At 68.2% G+C, this 7,278-nt stretch carries 2 protein-coding genes; both read right to left on the reverse strand.

Features of this window, described 5'->3' with window-relative positions; all coding sequences use genetic code 11:
* Positions 1-83: 83 nt before the first annotated feature.
* Positions 84-6,815 carry a COG1361 S-layer family protein gene (locus ACZ6R9_RS31920; RefSeq protein ID WP_465542120.1) on the reverse strand — a complete coding sequence of 2,244 codons (6,732 nt, stop codon included), beginning with the start codon at positions 6,813-6,815 and terminating at the stop codon, positions 84-86.
* Between the two features lie 346 nt (positions 6,816-7,161).
* The coding region (locus tag ACZ6R9_RS31925) for an acyl-CoA dehydrogenase family protein (protein ID WP_359858682.1) at positions 7,162-7,278 on the reverse strand (117 nt) is incomplete at its 5' end.

Consider the following 7,278-nt stretch of genomic DNA (forward strand, 5'->3'; position numbering starts at 1 on the left):
CGCCGGCGCGACGCGGGACCGCCCCCGGAGCCCGAAGGCCCCGAGGGCGGTCCCTCACCGAACAAGCGGCGAACCCGCAGGCACTACCCCACGAACCGGTCCGCGTCCGCACGGCGCCGCGCCCGGTACAGCAGCACACCGCCCAGCGTCAGCAACCCACCACCGGCCAGACCCGCCGCCGCCAGACCCGCCGGCGAACCCGTGTCCGGCAGATGACCCCCACCGCCACCGTGCGGCGCCTTTGAAGGACCACCCGGACGAGGCGGCTTCACACACCCCTCCTTCTCCGGACACTCCGACACCGTGACACACACCGACACCGGCTCACTCTCCACCAGCGCCCCCTGCGGATCACGACCCGAAGCCTCCGCAATGTTGATCACATGCCCGGCCTTCGCATCCTCCTCCGTCACCGTGTACGTGCCGTGGCACGTCGTGCTCGCACCCGGCTCCAGCACCGTCGCATCGCACACCACCGACGCCACCCGGTCATCACGGACCATCACATCCGTCAGCACCGTCAACCCGGTATTGGTCACCGTGTACGAGTAGGTGACCGTGTCACCGACATGGAACGGGCCCGCACTGTCCGCCTTCTTCTCGACCGACAACGACGACGCACCGGAGACGGTCTTCACCGTCACCTCACTCGGCGCACTCACCACCGGCCGACCCTCGGGATCGAGGCCGTTCGCACGAGCCGTGTTCGTCACATGACCCGCCTCGACGTCCTCCTCCGTCACCGTGTACGAGCCGTGACAGGTCGTGCTCCGACCCGGCTCCAGCACCGTCGCATCACACGTCACCGACGCCACCCGGTCGTCCGACACCACGACATCGTGCACAGTCACAGCACCGGTGTTGGTGACGGTGTACGTGTACCGCACCACATCACCCGCACGGAACGGACCGGCCGTGTCCACCTTCTTCTCGATCGACAACCGGGCCTCACCCACCACCGTGACCGTGGCCTCGGCCGGCGGGCTCTTCACCTCCTCACCCTCGGGGCCGGTGCCGTTCGCGTGAGCCGTGTTGGTCACGTGACCGGCCTGGGCATCGGCAGCGGTGATCACGTAACTCCCGTGGCAGAGCGTGCTCTGACCCGGGTTGAGCATCGTCGCGTCGCAGGTCACCGACGACACGTGGTCATCCGACACCGTGACGTTGTGAACAACGGCCGTACCCGTGTTGGTCACGGTGTACGTGTACTGCACCGTGTCACCCACGTGGAACGGACCGGCAGAATCGGCCACCTTCTCGATGGTCAGCAGCGCCTCACCCCGAACCGGGACCGTCGCCTCGGCCGGCGGACTCACCACCGTCTGACCCTCCGGGTTCGTACCCTCCGCGCGAGCGGTGTTGGTCACATGACCCGCCTGCACATCCGCGGCCGTCACCACGTAACTGCCGTGGCACAGCGTGCTCGCACCCGGGTTCAACACCGTCGCGTCACACGTCACCGTCACCACGTGGTCATCCACGACCTTCAGAGCGTTGACCACCGCCGTACCGGTGTTCGTCACCGTGTACGTGTAAGTAACGGTGTCACCCACGTGGAACGGACCAGCGCTGTCAGCCTCCTTCTGGAGGGTCAACTCGGCAATGCCCGCCACCGGAACAGTGGCCTCACCGGGCGGACTCACCACCGGCCGCCCCTCAGGATCAGTGCCGTTCGCGTGCGCCTTGTTGGTCACATGACCGGCCGACACATCCGCAGCGGTGATCACGTACGTGCCGTGGCACAGCGTGCTCGCACCCGGGTTCAGCACCGTCGCGTCACACGTCACCGACGCCACGTGATCGTCCACGACAGTCAGGTTGTGCACCGTCGCCGTCCCCGTGTTCGTCACCGTGTACGTGTAGGTGACGGTGTCACCCACATGGAACGGGCCCGCGCTGTCAGCCGTCTTCTCAATGGCCAGCAGACCTTCGCCCACCACCGGGACCGTCGCCTCGGCCGGCGGACTCACCACCGTCTGACCCTCCGGGTCCGTACCCTCCGCGCGAGCGGTGTTGGTCACATGACCCGCCGCCACATCCGCGGCCGTCACCACGTAACTGCCGTGGCACAGCGTGCTCGCACCCGGGTTCAGCACCGTCGCGTCACACGTCACCGACACCACGTGGTCATCCACGACCTTCAGAGCGTTGACCACCGCCGTACCGGTGTTCGTCACCGTGTACGTGTAGAAAACCCTCTCACCCACGTGGAACGGACCAGCACTGTCAGCCTCCTTCTGAAGGGTCAACTCCGCGACACCGACTACAGGAACGGTGGCCTCCGTCGGCGGGCTCTCGATCAGCTGGTCCTCCGGATCGGTAGCCTCCGCGTGCGCCTTGTTGGTCACATGACCGGCCGTCACATCCGCAGCGGTGATCACGTAACTGCCGTGGCAGAGCGTGTTCTCCCCCGGGTTCAGCACCGTCGTGTCGCACGTCACCGACGTCACGTGGTCGTCCACGACAGTGAGGTTGTGCACCGCCGCCGTCCCGGCGTTGGTCACCGTGTACGTGTAGAAAACCGTCTCACCGAGGTGGAACGGGCCGGCGCTGTTCGCCACCTTCTCGATGGTGAGCAGGGCATCGCCCAGGATGTCGATGGTGGCTTCACCAGGGGGGCTCTGCACCGACTGTCCCTGCGGGTCGGTGCCGTTGGCGTGGGCCGTGTTGGTCACGGAGCCGGCCAGCACATCCGCGGCCGTGATGACGTAGCTGCCATGGCAGAAGGTACTCTCGCCGGGGTTCAGCGTCGTCGTGTCACAGGTCACGGACGCGATGTGGTCGTCCGTCACCGTCAGGTTGTGCACCGCGGCCGTGCCCGTGTTCGTCACCGTGTAGGTGTAGGGCACGGTGTCGCCCACGTGGAACGGGCCGGCGCTGTCGGCCGCCTTCTGGAGGACCAGTCGGGCTTCGCCCACCACCGGAACCTTCGCCTCGGCCGGCGGACTCACCACCGTCTGACCCTCCGGGTCCGCGCCCTCCGCGTGAGCGGTGTTGGTCACGTGACCGGCCGACACATCCGCAGCGGTGATCACGTAACTGCCGTGGCAGAGCGTGCTCTGCCCCGGGTTCAGCACCGTCGCGTCGCACGTCACCGACACGACGTGGTCGTCCGCGACGGACAGGTCGTGCACGGCGGCCGTACCCGTGTTCGTCACCGTGTACGTGTACGACACCGTTTCGCCCGCGTGGAACGGGCCATCACTGTCCGCCGTCTTCTCGATGGACAGCTGGGCCTCGCCCACCACCCGGACGGTGGCTTCGGCCGGCGGGCTCTGCACTCCTTGGCCCTGGGGGTCGAGTCCGTGGGCATGGGCGGTGTTGGTGACATGCCCGGTCTGCACGTCCGCGGCCGTGATCACGTAACTGCCGTGGCACAGCGTGCTCTCACCGGGGTTCAGTGTCGCGGTGTCGCAGACCACGCCTGCGACGTGGTCGTCCGTCACGGTGAGGTTGTGCACCACTGCCGTACCGGTGTTGGTCACCGTGTACGTGTAGAAGACCGTCTCACCGAGGTGGAACGGGCCCGCGCTGTCCGCGGTCTTCTCGATGGCCAGCAGCGCTTCGCCCACCACCGGGACCGTCGCCTCGGCCGGCGGACTCACCACCGTCTGACCCTGCGGGTCCGTACCCTCCGCGTGAGCGGTGTTGGTCACATGACCCGCCTGCACATCCGCGGCCGTCACCACGTAACTGCCGTGGCACAGCGTGCTCGCACCCGGGTTCAACGTCGTCGCGTCACACGTCACGGACACCAGGTGGTCATCCACGACCTTGAGAGCGTTGACCACCGCCGTACCCGTGTTGGTCACCGTGTACGTGTAGAAGACCGTCTCACCGAGGTGGAACGGGCCGGCGCTGTCCGCCGTCTTCTCAATGGCCAGCTCCGCGACACCGACCACCGGGACAGTGGCCTCGGCAGGCGGACTCTTCACCTCCTGACCGCCGGAGTCGATTCCCTCCGCGTGAGCGGTGTTCGTCACATGACCCGCCGACACATCAGCGGCCGTCACCAGGTAACTGCCGTGGCACAGCGTGCTCGCACCCGGGTCCAGCACCGTCGCGTCGCACGTCACCGACGCCACGTGGTCGTCGATCACGGTCACGTTGTGCACCGGCGCGCTGCCCGTGTTGGTGACGGTGTACGTGTAGAACACCACGTCACCCTCATGGAACGGACCGGGCGAATCCGGCGTTTTCTCGATGCTCAACGTCCCGACACCGGCCACCAGGGCGCTCGCCTCCGCGGGCGGCGTGGTGATCACGCTGCCGTCCGGGGTGGTGAACGTGGCGGTGACGCTGTTGATGGTGTCCTGGGTGATGCCGGGAAGGTTGCAGAAGATCTGATGTTCTGTGCCGGCCCCCAGGTCGAAGGGGCCGCCGGCGGCGCAGGAGGGGGTGACGGGGTCGGTGAGGGTGACACCGGAGACGTCACCGGGGCCGGGGTTGGTGACGGTGATCCGCCAGTAGGCGGTGCCTCCCGGCGGGAGGGTCGTGGTGGCCGCCCAGGGGCCTGGGCCGCCCGGGCCGCAGTCGGCGGGGTTGGTGGAGGTGCAGACCTCTTTGACGATGGTCAGCTTCGCGGCGCACTCGGGGCCCGGAGTCACCTGGAGGGTGACGGTGTTGGAGACGACGGGCGGCTGGCCGTTGGTGACGGCGGTGGCCTGGTTGGAGACGGAGGTGACGGCGCAGTCGGTCGCCACGGTGGTCTCGAAGCAGATCTGGGGCGCGTCGCCGACGAAGGTGACCTGCATCTGCGGGTGGTTGTCGGGGGTGAAGGACGCTCCGCTGATCAGGGTGATGTTGGCGATGACCTGGATCGGCGAGTCGGCGATCGGGACGGAGGAGATGTCCGCCGTCTCGGTCACGGAGTCGAACGGGAAGGTGCCGACGGTGGTGCCGTCCGCTGCCAGCACCGTCACCGAGGACTGGGTGAAGTCGACGGTGGTCGGATCGATGCCGAGGAGGCTGACCGTCCCGTAGGACCGGACATGCCCGGTGGCCCCGTCGCAGTAGAACGCGGCGGGGTTGAGGGAGCTCTGGGCCCTGGTCTTCAGGCAGGGCGAGGCGCCGGTGACGGGGTCGATCGAGAACAGGTAGCCGGTGTCACCGAGGCTGTACTTGCACTGGCCGTCGTAGGCGTAGCCGTAGGGGCTGGTGTTGCCGCCGTTGACGTTGGGCGGGCCGTTGACGATGCCATTGGCGCCGTACTGGGCGCAGGGGCTCTGGGTCGTCCAGTCGTAGCAGTACGAGGTGCTGTTGAGGGTCGGCGTGATGCCCCGGTAGATCCAGAACGGGAACTCGGTCTCCAGGTGGCCGTTGGGGGCGGTGATCGTGAGCGGCACCTGGAAGTTGGCCTCGCCGAGTGAGAGGTTGGTGCTGACCAGGGTGCTGAGGCCGGGGGGTGCGGCGACGGGGTTGCCGGTCAGGTCGAAGCACTCGACGGTGCCGACGGCCGGGGTGACACCCTGGTAGAAGCCGCCGACGATCGTGCAGACCCCGGTGATGGTGCCCGCCGCGTTGTACATCTCGAAGACGTTGTCGGCCCGGGCGGGTTCGTCGTCGAGCGGGGTGGCCACGATCCGGGGGGTGGCCCAGCCGGCGCACGCGGCGTTCGTGGACGGGTCGAAGCAGGACATCGCCGTTGGCAGCGGGGCCAGTTGGTTGTCGGTGACGTAGATCTTTCCTTCGATCGTCCGCATGATGCCGGCGTAGTCGCCGCTGGGCACGACCTGGCCCTCGTTGGGGGGCAGGCCGATGTTGAAGGTGCCGCAGGAGGTGTTGGCGACGGCGTCGTAGCAGAGGATCTCGCCGGTGCCGGAGACCGCGTAGATGTGCTGGTTCGGTGCCTGGACGACACCGCCCACGACCAGCCCTTCGCCGGTCTGCAGCGCGGTGAAGCCGCAGCTGGCCTGGGCCTGGAGGTCGATGCAGCCGACGCCGATCAGTGCGGACTCGACCCTGCTGACCGCGGCGTAGTACAGCTTGGAGCCGAGCTGCACGTAGGTCGGGGTGCGGGTGCTGCCGAGGTCACCGGTGGTCGCTCCGGGCTCCGAGGAGTTCAGGGCCCGGGGCCAGACCGCGGGGGCTCCGTCCGGGGTGGGGCAGGGGCCGTTGGTGAGCAGGTCGGTGCAGACCACGCTGGGCGGGTTGCCGAAGCCGTGGTGGTAGATGTTCCAGACCTCGGGCGTCTGGACGCCGTTGATCGTGGCGGTGTACAGGATGGGGGTGAATCCGTCGCCGCCGGTGGCCGTGTTGATCGGCGTGAACGGCGGCGCGATCGGGACCACCAGGCCGGTCGCGGGCGACGCGAGCTCCGGGTTGTGGGCCTGCACCACGTTGGTCGCGGTGCCCTGGTCGGTGCCGGTGAAGGTCGCGCCGCCATCGGTGGACCACTGCTTGGTGAAGCCGGGCGGCGCCTGGAGCGAGCCGGGTACATAGGTCTGGCTCTGCGGGAAGCTGCCCGGTCCGCCCTGGATCACGTCGGTGATCGTGGCATCGACCGGGACGCCGTCCGGGTTGGTCGCGGAGACCACCCAGCGGACGGTGTCACCGTGCGCGGTCTGGGTCGTGCTCCCGGTGGTGACGTCGGTCCCGGTCTTGGACAGGGTCACGGGCAACTGGCGGCCGGCCCGGTCGCCCGCGGCGGCGTGCGCGGCCGCGGGCGGGTGTGCGACGGCGGGCCAGGCGAAGGAGGCCGACGCCGTGGCGAGTGCGACGACGAGCAGCAGCAGTGCTCTGACGGCGCGGCCGCGGATCGCCGCCGGCCCATAGCGTCCGGGCGGGCGTTCGCAGGGAGGTCGACGGCGTCTCATGACGGTTCCTCTCGATCGGTCGGGCGGCGAGTCGCGCACGCAGCGCACATGAGTGATTACTCACCGCGACCATACAATCGAGCGTCTTGTCTGAAAATCCGTCAAATACCCTCAATGACCCACAAGCTGGACGCGTTCACTCCGGCGGGTGCGAAACCGTCCCGGACGGGCGCGAGAGCCGGGATGCGGCGGGATGCACGAAAAGGGGCGCGGGGAACTGCGCGAGCAAGGAGTGCACGTCAGCCAGGTCGCGATCACGTGCAGGTCGTTGCCCTGCCTCGCGATCCTGCTGGTGGGTGCCTTCCGCTTCGCGCAGTTCCCCGCGCCCCTGGTGGTGCCGTCCCTGCTACGGCAGGTTGCGGGCCATGACGATGCGCTGGACCTGGTTGGTGCCCTCGTAGATCTGGGTGATCTTCGCGTCGCGCATCATCCGCTCCACCGGGTAGTCCCGCGTGTACCCGTA

This window comes from Kitasatospora sp. NPDC048662 (assembly GCF_055587065.1).

Coding starts and splice junctions, on each gene's coding strand:
- ACZ6R9_RS31920 (WP_465542120.1), bottom strand. CDS start 6,815: ATGAGACGCCGTCGACCTCCCTGCGAACGCCCGCCCGGACGCTATGGG.